The sequence below is a fragment of the Streptomyces sp. NPDC096132 genome, assembly GCF_044763345.1.
GTDB lineage: Bacteria > Actinomycetota > Actinomycetes > Streptomycetales > Streptomycetaceae > Streptomyces.
The window spans coordinates 37,554-53,663 of sequence record NZ_JBIWGA010000016.1; the positions used below are offsets into that span (position 1 = coordinate 37,554).

At 71.3% G+C, this 16,110-nt stretch carries 13 protein-coding genes; 8 read left to right on the forward strand and 5 right to left on the reverse strand.

The genetic code is table 11. The annotated features are described in order from the left end of the window. Positions 1-2 precede the first annotated feature (2 nt). The 3 genes from ACIRF9_RS32745 to ACIRF9_RS32755 form a co-directional block, all read right to left on the reverse strand. The gene (locus ACIRF9_RS32745; protein ID WP_403829530.1) at positions 3-683 is read right to left on the reverse strand and encodes an SDR family NAD(P)-dependent oxidoreductase; all 681 of its coding nucleotides are present in this window, start codon (positions 681-683) and stop codon (positions 3-5) included. Positions 684-745: 62 nt separating this feature from the next. Beyond that, positions 746-1,516 (reverse strand): 2-phosphosulfolactate phosphatase, encoded by a 771-nt coding sequence (locus ACIRF9_RS32750; protein WP_403829533.1) that lies wholly within the window; start codon positions 1,514-1,516, stop codon positions 746-748. Positions 1,517-1,819: 303 nt separating this feature from the next. After that, entirely contained in the window at positions 1,820-2,716 is an 897-nt protein-coding gene (locus ACIRF9_RS32755; protein ID WP_403829536.1) for a helix-turn-helix domain-containing protein, read from the reverse strand. A gap of 146 nt (positions 2,717-2,862) precedes the next feature. On the opposite strand from ACIRF9_RS32755, the gene tkt reads away from it, so the two are divergent. Genes tkt through ACIRF9_RS32795 form a run of 8 tightly spaced genes read left to right on the forward strand, consistent with a single transcriptional unit; the run spans position 2,863 to position 13,211 of the window. Continuing rightward, complete coding sequence (tkt, locus tag ACIRF9_RS32760; protein WP_403829538.1) at positions 2,863-4,938, forward strand: transketolase; 2,076 nt, start codon at positions 2,863-2,865, stop codon at positions 4,936-4,938. A 19-nt stretch (positions 4,939-4,957) separates the two neighbouring features. After that, complete coding sequence (tal, locus tag ACIRF9_RS32765) at positions 4,958-6,103, forward strand: transaldolase (protein WP_403829540.1); 1,146 nt, start codon at positions 4,958-4,960, stop codon at positions 6,101-6,103. Continuing rightward, positions 6,100-7,635: a glucose-6-phosphate dehydrogenase gene (zwf, locus tag ACIRF9_RS32770; RefSeq protein ID WP_403829542.1), complete on the forward strand. Its 1,536-nt coding sequence runs from the start codon at positions 6,100-6,102 to the stop codon at positions 7,633-7,635. Before tal ends, zwf begins: the two co-directional genes overlap by 4 nt. Then, the gene (gene opcA, locus ACIRF9_RS32775; protein ID WP_403829545.1) at positions 7,632-8,567 is read left to right on the forward strand and encodes a glucose-6-phosphate dehydrogenase assembly protein OpcA; all 936 of its coding nucleotides are present in this window, start codon (positions 7,632-7,634) and stop codon (positions 8,565-8,567) included. Before zwf ends, opcA begins: the two co-directional genes overlap by 4 nt. Next, entirely contained in the window at positions 8,560-10,236 is a 1,677-nt protein-coding gene (gene pgi, locus ACIRF9_RS32780) for a glucose-6-phosphate isomerase (protein WP_403829547.1), read from the forward strand. Before opcA ends, pgi begins: the two co-directional genes overlap by 8 nt. A gap of 9 nt (positions 10,237-10,245) precedes the next feature. Then, the gene (gnd, locus tag ACIRF9_RS32785) at positions 10,246-11,127 is read left to right on the forward strand and encodes a phosphogluconate dehydrogenase (NAD(+)-dependent, decarboxylating) (protein ID WP_403829549.1); all 882 of its coding nucleotides are present in this window, start codon (positions 10,246-10,248) and stop codon (positions 11,125-11,127) included. A gap of 6 nt (positions 11,128-11,133) precedes the next feature. Continuing rightward, entirely contained in the window at positions 11,134-11,727 is a 594-nt protein-coding gene (locus tag ACIRF9_RS32790) for a histidine phosphatase family protein (RefSeq protein ID WP_403829552.1), read from the forward strand. Positions 11,728-11,768: 41 nt separating this feature from the next. After that, positions 11,769-13,211, forward strand: coding sequence for a membrane-associated oxidoreductase (locus ACIRF9_RS32795; RefSeq protein ID WP_403829554.1), 1,443 nt, complete (start codon positions 11,769-11,771; stop codon positions 13,209-13,211). A 1-nt stretch (position 13,212) separates the two neighbouring features. Here the strand turns inward: ACIRF9_RS32795 and ACIRF9_RS32800 are convergent, their stop codons facing one another. Continuing rightward, entirely contained in the window at positions 13,213-15,030 is a 1,818-nt protein-coding gene (locus tag ACIRF9_RS32800; RefSeq protein WP_403829557.1) for a bifunctional sugar phosphate isomerase/epimerase/4-hydroxyphenylpyruvate dioxygenase family protein, read from the reverse strand. A gap of 128 nt (positions 15,031-15,158) precedes the next feature. Further along, entirely contained in the window at positions 15,159-16,034 is an 876-nt protein-coding gene (locus ACIRF9_RS32805; protein WP_403829948.1) for a shikimate dehydrogenase, read from the reverse strand. Between the last annotated feature and the right edge of the window lie 76 nt (positions 16,035-16,110).

Consider the following 16,110-nt stretch of genomic DNA (forward strand, 5'->3'; position numbering starts at 1 on the left):
GGTCACCAAGGCAGCGGGCGCCCGTCGCGGAAGAACCCGCCGGTGGGGCCGTCGTCGGGCAGTGTCGCGGCCCATACGATCCCCGCGGCGCCCTCGCCGACGGGCCGGCCGCCCGGGCCGCCCATGTCGGTGGCGACCCAGCCGGGACAGACCGAGTTGACCAGGACGCCGTCGGCGCGCAATTCACCCGCCAGCATCCGGGTGAGCGCGTTGAGCCCGGCCTTGGAGACGGAGTAGGCGGGCGTACCGCCGGTCATGCCCGCCAGCGAGCCGCCCTCGCTGGAGACGTTCACGACGCGCGGCCGATCACTCGCCCGCAGCAGCGGCAGCACGGCCTGGACGAGCCGCCACGGCCCGTACAGATTGGTCTCCATGGCCTCCCGTACGACGTCCAGGTCCGCGCCGGTGGCCCGTTGCCAGGTGTCGTAGGTGATCGCCGCGTTGTTCACCAGCACGTCGAGACCGCCGAACCGCTCCCGCAGGACCCGGGCCGCCTCCTCCGCGTCCGAGGCGCTCGTCACGTCCAGCCGCAGCGGGTGCGCACCGGCACCGAGCCGTGCGGCGGCCTCGGCGGCGGCCCGCTCGGACCGGGCGGTGACCAGGACCGTCCAGCCACGGCCGAGGAGTTGACGGGACACCTCGTACCCGATTCCCCGGTTCGCCCCGGTCACCAGTGCGATCACTGCCGCGCCCCTTCGTCCCGCCGACTCAAGTGAGGGACAAGCCTTCCAGAGGGGCGGCCGGATCAGTGCGCTGGCACGTCGGGTACGGCCGTGAAGGCGCCGTCCGTGAGCACGGGCACGGCGGAGCAGGCGTCCAGCTCGGTCGCGATCGTGACGTCGTCGGCGAAGCCTCCCCGGGACAGTTCGAGTCCCGAGGAACAGCGGGCCACGGTGTCCGCCACGTCGGGGGTCCCGGTGAACGCGGCGCGTGCGGCGTCGGCCTCGGACGACAGAGGGCCGACCCCCTGCCCGCGCAGCTCAGCGATGATCGCACCGGCGCCCAACAAGTCCTCCAACGCGGGTCTCAGACTGCCGTCGGGCCAGCGCTCGCCTGCCGCGACCACACCGACCGGGCGGTGCTCCGTTCCGTAACCCTGGGCCGCGAGGAGACGCCCCACGGCCGTCGCGTTGCGCAGACAGCCCGCGATCACCGTCGTGTCCCCGGCCGCGGCGGCGATGGCCGAGCCGTTGGGGGAAGGCAGGACCAGGCGGGGAGTGAAGGGGGCTTTACGGAGAGCGGCGGGCGAAAGCGACCAGGGCGCGTCCGGCGTCGTCTCCCGCCGCCCCACCGCGAGTTCGGCCGCCCGCTCCCGGGCGAACGCACGCGCCGTCCCGTCCCGCCGGCCGTAGGGGAAGACACGGGTCCCACGCTCCGCGGCGACGGTCACCGACGTGGTGAAGGAGAGGACGTCGACCACCACGAGGCAGGCGACGTCCGCGGCAAGCTGCCGGGCACCGACGGGACCCCACTCGAACCGCACCCCGTGCCCTTGCTGAAGGAACCAGTCAGTCATGAGAGGGGAGTCTCGACGCAAACCCCCGGCAGCCTCAACCCCGAGGGCCGACCGACAACTGTCTACAGTCGCCCGCAGACCGCCGACCGGCCGCGGCGGATGGCCGACCAGCAACCGGCAACCGCCGACTGTCGACTGTCGACGGCCGACCGGAAACCGCAAACTGCCGACTGCCGACTGCCGACTGCCGACTGGCAACCGCAAACTGCCGACCGCCGACCAACGGCTGTCGACCAACGCCTGTCGACCAGTGACCGTCAACCGTCAACCATCAACCAGCGACCGTCGCCCCCACCCACCCCCTCACCGCAATTCCGCCCGAAACCCCACCGGCGTCAACCCCGTATGCAGCTGGAAGAACTTGGAGAAGTTCGCCGGATCGGGAAACCCCACCGCCGCGCCGACGCGCCCGATCGGCAGCTCCGTATGGGCCAGCAGCCGCTTCGCCTCCAGAACGACCCGCTTGTCGATGAAGCCCTTGGGCGTCTCGCCGGTCGCGGCGCGGACCGCGCGCACCAGGGTGCGGCGGGAGTAGCCGAGGGCGTCGGCGTAGGCGCTGACGCTGTGGTTGGTGGCGAATTCCCGCTCCACGGCGTCCCGGAAGAGGGTGAACGTCGACTCGGCGCGCCGTCCCGCCTCCGCCGAGCTCGCGGCGAGGTGGGCGAGCCGCAGCAGGAACGCGGTCAGGGAGTGCCGCAGCACCGCCGTGTGCAGGCTCAGCGGGAGGGTCGCGTGGTCCTCGTACTCCTGTTGCAGGTAGGTGAGGGCCGCGCGCAGGCCGGCGAGCCCGGCCGGGTCGGGGTGGAGCAGGGGCGGCAGGTCGTAGCGGTACAGGCCGGTGGCCTCGACCGTGGCGCGGGGCAGGAAGCCGGGCTGCATGGCGAGAACGGTTCCGCGGTACTCGCTCGACTTCGAGAAGCGGTGGACCTGCCCCGGGCGGATCCACAGCAGATCGCCGGCCGTGGCCTCGTACTCCGCGAAGTCGATCATGTGGTGGACGGGGCCGTCGTCGAACAGCATCACCACGTGGAAGTCGATGCGGTGGACGCGGTCCAGGCGGGCGCCGGCGGCGTGCCAGCGCCGGCCGGTGCCCATGGGGCCGACCTGCACGCCGACGCCGCCCACGCTCAGTTCGACGGGGAAGGGGAACGTTCTGATGCCGTCACCCTCTTGGGTGTCTTGGGAGTGTCTGTCTGCCATGTCCTTCTCGCGCCGTCCTGCTGCCGCCGTCCGTGTCCCAGTTTCACCACAGGCTGACACAGGAAGACCTTCCCCCTTAAAAGTCAGACTTTTACTTTTGAACGCGTCAGAGCTGGTCTCCCCCTCCCATCGAGGACTTCTTGAAGATGAGCACGCAGACTTCGAACAGCTTCGAGTGGACCGAACTCGACCGGCGTGCCGTCGACACCGCACGCCTTCTGGCGGCGGATGCCGTACAGCGGGTGGGCAACGGCCACCCCGGCACCGCGATGAGCCTGGCCCCGGCCGCGTACACGATCTTTCAGAAGGTGATGCGTCACGATCCGGCGGACCCGGAGTGGACCGGCCGTGACCGCTTCGTCCTCTCCCCCGGCCACACCTCACTGACCCTCTACACCCAGCTCTTCCTCTCCGGCTACGAACTGGAGCTGGACGACCTGAAGAGCTTCCGCACCCAGGGGTCGAAGACGCCCGGGCACCCCGAGTACGGGCACACCGCCGGCGTCGAGACCACCACCGGGCCGCTCGGTCAGGGTGTCGCCAACGCCGTCGGCATGGCGATGGCCGCCCGTTACGAGCGCGGCCTGTTCGACCCGGAGGCCCCGCAGGGCGAGTCCCCGTTCGACCACACGATCTGGGCGATCGTCTCCGACGGTGACCTGGAGGAGGGCGTCTCCGCCGAGGCCTCCTCCCTGGCCGGCCACCAGAAGCTCGGCAACCTGGTCTTCCTCTACGACGACAACCACATCTCCATCGAGGGCGACACCGCGACCGCGTTCTCGGAGGACGTGCTGAAGCGGTACGAGGCATACGGCTGGCACGTGCAGCGCGTCGAGCCCGCCCCGAACGGCGACATCGACGTATCCAGCCTGTATACGGCCCTGAAGGCGGCGCAGGCGCAGACCGGGCGCCCGTCGATCGTCGCGCTGCGCACGATCATCGCCTGGCCCGCCCCCAACGCCCAGAACACCGAGGCCTCGCACGGCTCCGCGCTCGGCGCGGACGAGATCGCCGCCACCAAGCGGGTGCTGGGCTTCGACCCCGAGCAGTCCTTCCAGGTCGACGCCGACGTCCTCGCCCACACCCGCGCGGCCCTCGACCGGGGCGCCGAGGCCCACGCCGCCTGGGACAAGCGGCTCGACGAGTGGCGCGGTGCCCAGCCCGAGCGGGCGAAGCTGTTCGACCGGGTCGTCGCGGGGCAGCTCCCCGAGGGCTGGCAGGACGCGCTGCCGGTGTTCGAGCCCGGCAAGTCCGTCGCCACCCGGGCCGCGTCCGGCAAGGTGCTCCAGGCGCTCGGCGCGGTCGTCCCCGAACTGTGGGGCGGCTCGGCCGACCTGGCCGGCTCCAACAACACCACCATCGACAAGACCTCCTCCTTCCTCCCCGAGGGCAACCCGCTGCCGGAGGCGAACCCGTACGGCCGCACCGTGCACTTCGGCATCCGTGAGTTCTCGATGGCCGCGGAGATGAACGGCATCGCCCTGCACGGCAACACCCGTATCTACGGCGGCACTTTCCTCGTGTTCTCCGACTACATGCGCAACGCGGTGCGCATGTCGGCGCTGATGCAGCTGCCGGTGACGTACGTGTGGACGCACGACTCCGTCGGCCTCGGCGAGGACGGCCCGACCCACCAGCCGGTCGAGCACCTCGCGTCGCTGCGCGCCATCCCGGGCCTGAACATCGTGCGCCCGGCCGACGCCAACGAGACCGCGATCGCCTGGGCCGAGATCCTCAAGCGGCACGCGACCCGTCCCGCCCCGCACGGTCTGGCCCTCACCCGCCAGGGCGTGCCGACCTACGAGCCCAACGAGGATGCCGCGAAGGGCGGTTACGTCCTGCGGGAGTCCTCGACGCAGACCCCCGACGTCGTGCTCCTCGCGACGGGTTCCGAGGTGCAGCTCGCCGTCGCCGCGCGGGAGCTGCTGGAGGCCGAGGGGATCGGGACGCGCGTGGTGTCGATGCCGTCCGTGGAGTGGTTCGAGGAGCAGCCGCGCGCGTACCGCGACAGTGTCCTGCCGCCGTCGGTGAAGGCCCGTGTCGCGGTCGAGGCGGGCATCGGCCTGACCTGGTACCGGTTCGTGGGGGACGCCGGACGGATCGTCTCCCTCGAGCACTTCGGGGCCTCCGCCGACGCGAACACCCTGTTCGCCGAGTACGGCTTCACCCCCGAGAACGTCGCCGCCGCAGCCCGGGAATCCCTCGCCGCCGCCCGTGGTTGATCCGAACGCCAGAAAGAAGATGATCACAGTGACCGAAGCAACCGCCCCCGCGGGAGCCCTGAAGCGCCTGTCCGACGAGGGCGTCTCCATCTGGCTGGACGACCTGTCGCGCAAGCGGATCCGGTCCGGCAACCTCGCCGAACTCGTCGCCACGAAGCATGTCGTCGGCGTCACCACCAACCCGTCCATCTTCCAGGCCGCCATCGGCTCCGGCGAGGGTTACGAGGACCAGCTCGCCGACCTGGCGGTGCGGGGTGTGACGGTCGACGAGGCCGTCCGGATGATGACGACCGCCGACGTACGGGCCGCAGCCGATATCCTGGATTCTGTATACACGACCTCCGGCGGCCGCGACGGTCGTGTCTCCATCGAGGTCGACCCCCGCCTCGCCCACGACACCGCAGCCACCATCGCCGAGGCCAAGCAGCTCGCCTGGCTCGTCGACCGCCCCAACGTCATGATCAAGATCCCGGCGACGAAGGCCGGTCTGCCGGCCATCACCGAGGTCATCGGCCTCGGCATCAGCGTCAACGTCACGCTGATCTTCTCGCTGGAGCGCTACCGCGAGGTCATGGACGCCTACCTGGCCGGCCTCGAGAAAGCGCTTTCCAACGGCCTGGACCTCTCCGCCATCCACTCCGTGGCCTCCTTCTTCGTCTCGCGCGTGGACTCCGAGATCGACAAGCGGCTGACGGTGCTCGGCACGGACGAGGCCCTCGCGCTGAAGGGGAAGGCCGCGCTGGCCAACGCGCGGCTGGCCTACGAGGCGTACGAGGAGGTCTTCGCCGGTGACCGGTGGACCGCGCCGGCCGGGGCGGGGGCGAACAAGCAGCGTCCGCTGTGGGCATCCACCGGTGTGAAGGATCCTGCATACAAGGACACGCTGTATGTGGACGATCTGGTGGCGCCGGGCACCGTCAACACCATGCCCGAGGCCACCCTGAACGCCACCGCCGACCACGGCGTCATCACCGGCGACACCGTGACCGGCGGCTACGCACAGGCCCGCGCCGACCTGGCCGCCGTAGCGGCACTCGGCATCTCGTACGACGAGGTCGTCACCCGGTTGGAGGACGAGGGTGTCGCCAAGTTCGAGGCGGCGTGGGAGGACTTGCTGAACACGGTCACGAAGTCGCTGCAGAGCAAGGGAGCTGACGCGGAATGACCACCATCGTTGAGTGGGACAACCCCCTGCGGGATCCCCGCGACCGGCGTCTGCCCCGTATCGCCGGCCCGTCCGGCCTCGTCATCTTCGGGGTGACGGGCGACCTGTCCCGCAAGAAGCTGATGCCGGCCGTCTACGACCTCGCCAACCGGGGTCTGCTGCCGCCGGGCTTCTCGCTCGTCGGGTTCGCCCGCCGGGACTGGGAGGACCAGGACTTCGCGCAGGTCGTCCACGACGCGGTGCGCGAGCACGCCCGGACGGAGTTCCGTGAGGAGGTCTGGCAGCAGCTCGCCGAGGGCATGCGGTTCATCCCCGGCGACTTCGACGACGACACGGCGTTCAAGCAGCTCAAGGCCGCCGTCGACGAGCTGGACACCTCCCGCGGCACGGGCGGCAACTTCGCCTTCTACCTCTCCGTGCCGCCGAAGTTCTTCCCGAAGGTCGTCGAGCAGCTGAAGAAGCACGGGCTGGCGAAGGCGCCGGAGGGCTCCTGGCGGCGGGCGGTGATCGAGAAGCCGTTCGGCCACGACCTGGCGAGCGCGCAGGAACTGAACGCGGTCGTGCACGACGTGTTCGATCCGGACCAGGTGTTCCGCATCGACCACTACCTGGGCAAGGAGACCGTCCAGAACATCCTGGCGCTGCGCTTCGCCAACACGATGTTCGAGCCGATCTGGAACCGGTCCTTCGTCGACCACGTACAGATCACGATGGCGGAGGACATCGGCATCGGCGGCCGCGCCGGCTACTACGACGGCATCGGCTCGGCCCGTGACGTCATCCAGAACCACCTCCTCCAGCTCATGGCCCTGACCGCCATGGAGGAGCCCGCCTCCTTCGACGCGTCCTCGCTGCTCACCGAGAAGCTCAAGGTGCTCAAGGCCGTGAAGCTGCCGGAGGACCTGGGCCGGCACACCGTGCGGGCGCAGTACGCGGGCGCCTGGCAGGGCGGTGAGAAGGTGCGCGGCTACCTGGAGGAGGACGGCATCGACCCGGCCTCCGTGACGGACACGTACGCCGCCGTGAAGCTGAACGTCGACAACCGGCGCTGGGCGGGCGTCCCGTTCTACCTGCGCACCGGCAAGCGGCTCGGCCGCCGGGTCACCGAGATCGCGGTGGTGTTCCAGCGGGCGCCCCACTCCCCGTTCGACTCCACCGCCACCGAGGAGCTCGGGCAGAACGCGATCGTCATCCGCGTCCAGCCGGACGAGGGCATCACGGTCCGCTTCGGCTCGAAGGTGCCGGGTACCTCGATGGAGATCCGGGACGTCACGATGGACTTCGCCTACGGCGAGTCCTTCACCGAGTCCAGCCCGGAGGCGTACGAGCGCCTCATCCTGGACGTACTGCTCGGCGATGCCAACCTTTTCCCCCGGCACCAGGAAGTGGAAGAGTCCTGGAAGATCCTCGACCCGATCGAGGAGTACTGGGCGACCCACGGCAGGCCCGCGCAGTACCCCTCGGGCAGCTGGGGTCCGAAGGAAGCCGACGAGATGCTCGCACGAGACGGACGGAGCTGGCGCAGGCCATGAAGATCGACCTGACCGACACCACGGCAAGCAAGATCAACAAGGCGCTGGTGCAGGGTCGCCGCGCCATCGGCACACCCGCCGTGGGCATGGTCCTGACGATGGTCATCGTCACGGACGAAGAGAACGCCTACGACTCGATCAAGGCGGCCGAGGAGGCCTCGCACGAGCACCCCTCGCGCACCCTGGTCGTCATCAAGCGGCACGCCCGCACCCCGCGCGAGCGCACCCAGTCGCGGCTGGACGCGGAGGTGCGCGTCGGTTCCGAGGCCGGCACCGGCGAGACGGTCGTCCTGCGGACCTACGGCGAGGTGTCCGACCACGCCGACTCCGTCGTGCTGCCGCTGCTGCTGCCGGACGCGCCGGTCGTCGTGTGGTGGCCGGTGGACGCGCCGGAGAACCCCTCCAAGGACCCGCTGGGCGCGCTCGCGCAGCGCAGGATCACCGATCTGTACGCGGTGGAGAACCCGCTGCAGACGCTGGAGACCCGGGTGCGCTCCTACGCCCCCGGCGACACCGACCTCGCCTGGACCCGGCTGACGCCGTGGCGCTCGATGCTGGCGGCGGCCCTGGACCAGGCCCGGGTGCCGATCGTGTCCGGGGCGGTGGAGGCCGAGGCGGACAACCCGGCCGCGGAGTTGCTGGCGCGCTGGCTGGAGGCCCGGCTGGGCGTCCGGATCGACCGGGTCGTCACCGCCGGGCCGGTCGTCACGGCCGTGCGGCTGGGCACCGCGGGCGGCGACATCGTCATCGACCGCCCCGAGGGTCCCCTCGCCACGCTGACGCTGCCGGACCAGCCCTCGCGCACCCTCGCGCTGAAGGTCCGCACCACCTCCGAACTCATCGCCGAGGAGCTCAGGCGCCTCGACGCGGACGAGATGTACGCCGTCGCCCTCAGGGGCGAGGCCACCAAGGAGACCCCCTCTCATGTCTGACACCCCCCTGCTCACGCGGCGGCCCGAGTGGACCGCGCTGGAGGACCACCGCGCAGGCCGGCAGACGCATCTGCGTGAGCTGTTCGCGGCGGACCCCGGGCGCGCGGAGCGGTACGTGGTCCGCGTCGGCGACCTGCGCATCGACTACTCCAAGAACCTGGTCACCGACGAGACGCTGGCCCTGCTGACCGAACTGGCCACCGCCACCGGCGTGTTCGGGCTGCGGGACGCCATGTTCCGCGGCGAGAGGATCAACACCACCGAGGGGCGCGCCGTCCTGCACACCGCGCTGCGGGCCCCGGCGGACGCGGTCGTCGAGGTCGACGGCCACAACGTCGTGCCCCAGGTCCACTCCGTGCTCGCGAGGATGAGCGACTTCGCCGAGCGGGTCCGCTCCGGCGAGTGGACCGGCCACACCGGCCGGCGGATCAGGAACGTCGTCAACATCGGCATCGGCGGCTCCGACCTGGGCCCGGCGATGGCGTACGAGGCGCTGCGGGCCTACAGCGCACGGGAGCTGACGTTCCGTTTCGTGTCGAACGTCGACGGCGCCGACCTGCACGAGGCGGTGCGGGACCTGGACCCGGCGGAGACGCTGTTCATCGTCGCGTCCAAGACCTTCACCACCATCGAGACGATCACCAACGCCACCTCGGCCCGTTCCTGGCTCCTCGAGGGCCTGGGCGGTGGGGGCACCTCCCGCTCGAGCGAATTCGAGAGTGGGGGAGAGAAGGCGGTCGCGAAGCATTTCGTGGCGCTGTCGACCAACGCCGAGAAGGTCGCCGACTTCGGCATCGACACGGCCAACATGTTCGAGTTCTGGGACTGGGTCGGCGGTCGCTACTCCTACGACTCGGCGATCGGCCTCTCCCTGATGATCGCCATCGGGCCGGACCGCTTCCGCGAGATGCTCGACGGTTTCCACCTGGTCGACGAGCACTTCCGCACCGCCCCTGCCGAGGCCAACGCCCCTTTGATCCTGGGCCTGTTGGGCATCTGGTACGGCAACTTCCTCGGCGCCCAGTCGCACGCGGTGCTGCCCTACAGCCACTACCTGTCGAAGTTCACCGCCTACCTCCAGCAGCTCGACATGGAGTCCAACGGCAAGTCGGTGGACCGCGAGGGCCGGCCGGTGGAGTGGCAGACCGGTCCGGTGGTGTGGGGCACGCCCGGCACCAACGGGCAGCACGCCTACTACCAGTTGATCCACCAGGGTACGAAGCTGATCCCGGCCGACCTGATCGGCTTCGCCCGTCCCGTCGACGAGCTGAGCGACGAACTCAAGGCGCAGCACGACCTGTTGATGGCCAACATGTTCGCGCAGGGGCAGGCGCTCGCCTTCGGCAAGACCGCCGACGAGGTCCGCGCGGAGGGTGTGCCCGAGGAGCAGGTGGCGCACCGCACCTTCCGGGGCGACCACCCCACCACCACGATCCTCGCCCGCGAGCTGACCCCGTCGGTCCTCGGCCAGCTCATCGCCCTCTACGAGCACAAGGTGTTCGTCCAGGGCGCCGTCTGGAACATCGACTCCTTCGACCAGTGGGGCGTGGAGCTCGGCAAGGTCCTCGCCAAGCGCGTCGAACCCGCCCTGACCGAGGGCGCGGCCGTCCCCGGCCTCGACCCCTCCACCGCCGCCCTCGTGGCCGCCTACCGTGAACTCAGGAAGTAGTGAACTGACATGCAGCTGGGTCTGATTGGTCTCGGCAAGATGGGCGGCAACATGCGCGAGCGCATCCGCCGCGCCGGCCACACCGTCATCGGCTACGACCGCAACCCCGACCTCTCCGACGTGAGCGGTCTGCCCGAGCTGGTCGCGCAGCTCGACGCGCCGCGCACCGTCTGGGTGATGGTCCCGGCAGGCGCCCCCACCCAGTCGGTCGTCGACGAACTCGGGGATCTGCTGGAGGCCGGGGACACGGTCGTCGACGGCGGCAACTCCCGCTGGACGGACGACGAGAAGCACGCCGCCGAACTCGGCGCCAAGGGCATCGGCTTCGTCGACGCCGGTGTCTCCGGCGGAGTGTGGGGCCTGCAGAACGGCTACGCCCTGATGGTCGGCGGCGACAAGGCGCACGTGGAGCGGCTCCAGCCGCTCTTCGACGCGCTCAAGCCGGAGGGCCCGTACGGCTATGTCCACGCGGGCAAGGTGGGCGCGGGACACTTCTCGAAGATGGTCCACAACGGCATCGAGTACGCCATGATGCAGGCCTACGCGGAGGGCTGGGAGCTCCTGGAGAAGGTCGACTCCGTCACGGACGTGCGCGAGGTCTTCCGCTCCTGGCAGGAGGGCACGGTCATCCGGTCCTGGCTGCTCGACCTCGCGGTCAACGCCCTCGACGAGGACGAGCACCTCGACAAGCTGCGCGGCTGGGCGCAGGACTCCGGCGAGGGACGGTGGACGGTCGAGGCCGCCATCGACAACGCCGTACCGCTGCCCGCCATCACGGCCTCCCTCTTCGCGCGGTTCACGTCCCGCCAGGACGACTCGCCGCAGATGAAGATGATCGCGGCGCTGCGCAACCAGTTCGGCGGCCACGCCGTCGAGTCCGCGAAGGAGTAGCCGGCCGTGGGGGATCTTCTGCTGGTCCGCCACGGAGAGACGGAGTGGAGCCGGTCGGGACAGCACACCAGCTTCACCGACCTGCCCCTCACCGAGCACGGTGAGGGGCAGGCGAAGTCGCTCGCTCCCTTCTTCTCCGGCCGGCCCTTCTGCCTCGCCCTGACCAGCCCGCTGCGCCGCGCGGTGCGCACCGCCGAACTCGCCGGCGTCGGCGCGGCGGTCGCCGAACCCGACCTGCACGAGTGGGACTACGGGGCGTACGAGGGCATCACCACCGTCGAGATCCACCGCACCCGCCCCACCTGGGACCTGTGGACCGACGGCGTACCGCCCGGCCCCGACGGGCACCCCGGTGAGTCGCCCGAGGAGATCGGGCTGCGCGCCGACCGGGTGCTCTCCCGGGTGGACGCGGCGCTCGCGAACTGCGGCGGGGACGCCGTCCTCGTCGCCCACGGGCACTTCCTGCGGGTCCTGACGGCCCGTCGGCTCGGACTCCCGCCCGCGGAGGGGCGGTTGTTCCAGCTGGCCACGGGAACCTACAGCCGGCTGTCCACGGAGCACGGACGGCCCGTGATCGCGGAGTGGAACGTCAGGCCGTAGCCGGTTGACACCGCTCACGGGGCCCGCCAGAGTCGCGGCTGATGGAGATCAACGATCTGACACCGGCCGAACAGCGCGTCTGGCGGGCCTTCGCCACGGGTACGGAGGTGGACTTCCGGGGCGGCGACGACGGCGATGACGGCGAACGGACGGTGCGGGCCCGGGTGTTGCGGGCTCTGCTCCTCAACGGGCCCCAGGAACCGGGGGAGATAGCCGCCGTCAAGGTGCGCGGCGCCCGGATCACCGGTGCGCTGGATCTGCGGTACGCGACCGTCGAGAGCGTCGTCCATCTGACCCACTGCGCCTTCGAGGAGCTGCCGGACTTCACCGGTGCCCATCTGCGCTATCTGAGCATGCGCGACTCGCAGATGCCCGGCCTGTCGGTCACCCGGGCCCAGGTCGACGGCAGCCTGCGGCTGACCCGCTGCCGGTTCGGCGGTCCGGTCCGCCTCGACGGGGCCCAGATCAGCGGGGCGCTGTTCCTGGAGGGCGTGGAGATCACCGCGGCGGCCGGGCCGCAGCCGGTGCTGCAGCTCAACCAGGTGTCCGTCGACGACGACCTGTGCGCCCGCGGTCTACGGGCCCGGGGCCTGATCCGCCTGGACGGGGCCGGCATCGCCGGTTCGCTCGACCTGGAGGACGCCGAACTCGCCCACCCCGGCGCGCACGTCCTGGACGCCGAGGCCCTCGAGATCGGCGCCAACCTGCTCGCCCGCCGGCTGCGCGCGGAAGGCCGGATCGATCTGCGCGGCGCCCGGATACCGGGCCGGGTGGACCTGCTGGACGCCCGGCTGTCCAACCCCGGCGGCACCGCCCTGCGGGCCAGCAGCTGTGCCATCGGCGAGTTCTGGCTGCGCCGCGGCCCCCGGGTCGAGGGGATGCTCAATCTGCGGCGGGCCGAGATCAACCAGCTCGACGTGGAACCGGAGATGCTCCCCGACCAGGTTCGGCTGCTCGACCTCACCTACACCTTCCTCACCCCGCACGAGCCCGCCGAACGCCGGCTGCCGATGCTGGAGCGGGACGGCGAGGGCTTCGACCCGCACGCCTACGAACAGCTGACGGCCGCCTACCGGCGGATCGGCGACGACCAGGCCGCCCGGCTGGTGCAGCTCGCCAAGCAGCGCCGACGCAGGTCCACACTCCCCTGGTACGGGAAGGTGTGGGGGCATCTCCAGGACGCCGCGGTCGGCTACGGCTTCCGTCCGCTGCGGGCCGCCGTCTGGCTGCTGTCGCTGCTGGCCGTCGGCTCCCTCGCGTACGCCGGGCACCATCCGCCCGCCCTCAAGGCGGGCGAGGCGCCGCACTTCGACCCGGTGTTCTACACCCTCGACCTGCTGCTTCCGGTCATCTCGTTCGGGCAGGAGGGCGCGTTCGCACCGCGCGGCGGGTACCAGACGCTGTCGTACGTCCTCATCGTCACCGGCTGGATCCTGGCCACGACCGTGGTCGCGGGCGTGACCAGGACGGTCAGCCGTCAGTAGGTCAGCGCACGGCGTGCTGGGCCGCGAGCCGCACCGGCGCGTTGGCGGCGCCGTAGCCCCGGTAGCCGCCGTCGCGCTGGACGAGCTCGAAGAAGACGCGGCCGACGGTACGGGTGTAGAAGTGCCGGAAGACACCGTGGGCGTCCCGGTCGTAGAGGATGCCGAGGTCCCGGTAGGTCTCCAGCTCGCCGTCGGCGAACTCGAAGCGGGCCGCGAGGTCGTCGTAGTAGTTCGCGGGGATCGGCAGCGGACGCCCGCCGGCCGCGGTGAAGCGGCGGGCCGCGGCGACCACGTCGTCGGTGGCCAGCGCGATGTGCCGGGCGTGGACCGAGTCGTCGCCGGGCGCGGCGCCGACGGTGAGCGGGAAGCGGACCCCGCCGTCGGCGTTGGTGACGGCCCGGCTGCGCAGCAGCCCGTAGGGGTCGGCGACGTCGACGCTCTCCTGCGGGTCGAGGCCGAGGACGCTGCGGTGGAAGAGGACGGCCTCGTCGAAGCGGTGCCAGGGCTGGGTGAGCGCCACGTGGTCGATGCGCAGGGCGTCCGCGGCGGCGGGACGCTGCGCGACGTCCTCGAAGTCGGCGCGCCAGTCGGGCAGTCCGGGGCGGTTCGTCGCGCACAGGAAGAGTTCCGTGCCGTCGGGTGCGGCGACCGCTTCGAGGGGTGCGTCCTCGGCGGCGCGGCGGCGCGGCAGGACGGGGGCGAGCAGGGCCTCGGCGCGGCGGGCGGCGGCGGCCGGGTCCGGTGACTCCAGGCCGATCGCGGCGAGGGTGGTGCCGTCGACGGGGGTCCCCCCGCGCGAACGAAGCCGGGAGGGGGAGAGGGCGGCCGGTCCGGTGTTGACCAGGATCCGGGCCTCGCCCTGCTCCCACAGTTCGACGGGCTTGCCGCGGTGGCGGGCGGTACGGGCGAAGCCGAGGGTGCCGAGGAGGGCGGTGACCGGTTCGGCGTCGGGGGTGACCAGCTCGGTGAAGGCGACGCCGGTGAGGGCGGCCGGGGCGGGCAGATCCGTGAGGCCCAGCTCCTCCTGCAGGACGAGCAGGGAGCGGCGGGCGTCGACGGCGGTCGGGCCGGCCTCGGCCTGCCGGAAGACGTCGTTGAAGACCTCGAGGGAGAGCGGACCGTCGTAGCCTGTATGCAATACACGGCGTACAAGATCCGGTACATCGAATCCACCCTGCCCCGGGAAGCAGCGATGGTGGCGGCTCCACTGCAGGACGTCCATGCCGAGCAGCGGGGCGTCTGCCAGCTGCAGGAAGAAGATCTTCTCGCCCGGGATCTCCTCGATGCCCTTGGGGTCCGAGCCCCGGGACAGGATGTGGAAGCTGTCCAGGCAGGTGCCGAGCGCCGGGTGGTCCGCCTGTTCGACGATGCGCCAGGCGTGGTCGTACGTACTGACGTGCCGTCCCCAGGCGAGCGCCTCGTAGGCGACGCGGATGCCGAAGTCCTGGGCGAGGTCGGCCAGCCGGCCGAGCTGCTCGGCGGCGAGCGCGTCGTCGTCCTCGGCGAGCGGGGAGACGCTGGAGCAGACCAGGACGGTGTCCGTGCCGAGCCGGCCCATCAGCTCGAACTTGTGGCGGGCGCGGCGCAGGTTGCGGGCGAACTCGGCCTCGGGCACGGCCTCGATGTCGCGCATCGGCTGGTAGAGGTCGACGGTGAGACCGAGGTCGGCGCAGCGGGCGCGGATCTCCTCGGGGGCGAGGGGACTGGCGAGGAGGTCGTTCTCGAAGATCTCCACGCCGTCGAAACCGGCGCGGGCGGCGGCGGTGAGCTTCTCGGTGAGGGATCCGCTCAGGGAGACGGTGGCGATGGACGTACGCACCTGGGCACCTCTTTGGTTCTGGTTGCTTCGAAGACGGCGACGGCTCACTCGGGCGCGACCGCGGCTTGCTCGGGCGTGGCCACGGCTGGCTCAGGCGCGGCCACGGCTTGCTCGGGGACGGCCACGGCCTACTTGGGGGCGGCCACGGCGCCGGCCAGCTCGGCGATGTCGGCGAGCATGCGGGCGCTGTCGGGTTCCCGCCCGGTGAACAGACGGAACGCGTCCACCGCCTGGAAGACGGCCATGCCGCCGCCGTCGAGGGTGGCGCAGCCCAGGGCGCGGGCGGTGCGCAGCAGCTCGGTCTCCAGGGGGCGGTAGACGACCTCGGCCACCCACAGGTCGGGCCGCAGCAGCCCGGCCGGGAAGGGCAGACCGGGGTGGGCGGCCATGCCGGTGGGGGTGGCGTGCACGATGCCGTCGGCGTGCGCGAGCAGCTCCGGCAGCCGGTCGAGGCCGGCGGCGGCCGCCCGGCCGTCGCCGAAGTGGCCGGTGAGAGAGCCGGCGAGCTGTTCGGCCCGCTCGGGCAGCGCGTCCACGACGGTGACCCGCCCGGCGCCGAGGGTGAGCGTGGCATGCGCGACGGCCGCTCCCGCGCCGCCCGCGCCCAGCTGCACGACCCGCTCCAGCGGGACGTCCGGCAGCCCGCGGGCGAAGGAGGCGGCGAAACCGGTCACGTCGGTGTTGTGGCCGATGGCCCTGCCGTCCTCGAAGACGACGGTGTTGACCGCGCCGAGCGCCTCGGCCTGCGGGGAGAGCGCGTCGAGGTGCTCGATGACCAGCTGCTTGCACGGATGCGTGATGTTCAGCCCGTCGAAGCCCAGGTCGCGTGCGGCGCGCACCAGGTCGCCGACCGCCTCCGGACCGACCCCGAGGACGTCGATGTCGATCAGCCGGTACAGGTAGCGCAGCCCCTGCCGGTCGGCCTCCCGCTCGTGCAGCGCCGGGCTGAGCGACGGGCCGATGCCGGAACCGATCAGTCCCACGAGATACGAGTCCTTGGTCACGTCCTTGGTCACGGCGGACCTCCTGAGCGGCTGGCTAATGTACGAACTGGTGAGTTAGTCATAACACCATGCCGGG

Coding starts and splice junctions, on each gene's coding strand:
- opcA (WP_403829545.1), top strand. CDS start 7,632: ATGAAGATCGACCTGACCGACACCACGGCAAGCAAGATCAACAAGGCG.
- ACIRF9_RS32795 (WP_403829554.1), top strand. CDS start 11,769: ATGGAGATCAACGATCTGACACCGGCCGAACAGCGCGTCTGGCGGGCC.
- pgi (WP_403829547.1), top strand. CDS start 8,560: ATGTCTGACACCCCCCTGCTCACGCGGCGGCCCGAGTGGACCGCGCTG.
- tkt (WP_403829538.1), top strand. CDS start 2,863: ATGAGCACGCAGACTTCGAACAGCTTCGAGTGGACCGAACTCGACCGG.
- tal (WP_403829540.1), top strand. CDS start 4,958: ATGATCACAGTGACCGAAGCAACCGCCCCCGCGGGAGCCCTGAAGCGC.
- ACIRF9_RS32750 (WP_403829533.1), bottom strand. CDS start 1,516: ATGACTGACTGGTTCCTTCAGCAAGGGCACGGGGTGCGGTTCGAGTGG.
- ACIRF9_RS32755 (WP_403829536.1), bottom strand. CDS start 2,716: ATGGCAGACAGACACTCCCAAGACACCCAAGAGGGTGACGGCATCAGA.
- gnd (WP_403829549.1), top strand. CDS start 10,246: ATGCAGCTGGGTCTGATTGGTCTCGGCAAGATGGGCGGCAACATGCGC.
- zwf (WP_403829542.1), top strand. CDS start 6,100: ATGACCACCATCGTTGAGTGGGACAACCCCCTGCGGGATCCCCGCGAC.